The organism is Vibrio sp. ZOR0018 (genome assembly GCF_963865925.1).
Lineage (GTDB): Bacteria > Pseudomonadota > Gammaproteobacteria > Enterobacterales > Vibrionaceae > Vibrio > Vibrio anguillarum.
On record NZ_CAWMCN010000036.1, the window covers coordinates 1 to 781 of the forward strand.

The following is a 781-nucleotide window of genomic DNA, read 5'->3' on the forward strand; positions in this document are numbered from 1 at the left end:
GTTTCTACTTCAAATTTAGTGTTTATGGCACAATGCTTTAGGTTGGGTGGTAGCGTTGCTCACCCCTTAATTGGGCGTTAAACGTCGTTATAGTTCGGTGGTTATAATTTTTTATTTAATTACCAGTATGAATTTATAGACATATACATCCTCTTTGGTAAGAATACTTTATTCTTAACTATCTGAGGCATAAGTAAATGAAAGGTACCATCATCGATTTTAATGAGTTGGGTCGAACTGGATTAATCTCGGGCGAAGACGGCATTCGCTACCCACTCAATATTAATGAATGGAAGGCAGGGCAGCTTCCTAAATCAGGAATGGCTGTAGACTTTTCTGTGGAAAATGATGAAGCGAAAGCTATTTATCTGATATCTACAAGCGTAGGTTCCTCGAAGAAAATTGCTGCTGCTCTGCTTGCTTTTTTCTTTGGGGCGCTAGGCGCTCATAAATTTTATTTAGGGTATACCAAACAAGGTTTAATAATGCTGCTGGCATTCTTATTTGGTTTTGTATTGCTTGGATTGCCTTCAATAGTCATAGGTGTTATTGCTTTTGTTGAGTTTATTATTTATCTCACTAAATCAGATGAAGATTTTGAAAAAACATATGTGACGGGACGTAAGGATTGGTTCTAATATACTGATGTAATTACGTTTAACAAACGGCTCAAGAGGGATTGCTAACGCGTGGCGGCTTTAGTGCAAAATTGAAGTTCAGTGTTTACAGTGGTTTTTTGAGTTCGGCGGTGCGTTGTCAACCCCTTAGCCGGGCGTTAGGC

At 38.8% G+C, this 781-nt stretch carries 1 protein-coding gene; it reads left to right on the forward strand.

The window, feature by feature from the left end:
• Positions 1-197 precede the first annotated feature (197 nt).
• Entirely contained in the window at positions 198-638 is a 441-nt protein-coding gene (locus tag AACR75_RS01015) for a TM2 domain-containing protein (protein ID WP_047691451.1), read from the forward strand.
• Positions 639-781 lie beyond the last annotated feature (143 nt).

Excerpts from the sequence above, each read along its gene's own strand:
- AACR75_RS01015 (WP_047691451.1), top strand. The coding sequence starts at position 198 with ATGAAAGGTACCATCATCGATTTTAATGAGTTGGGTCGAACTGGATTA.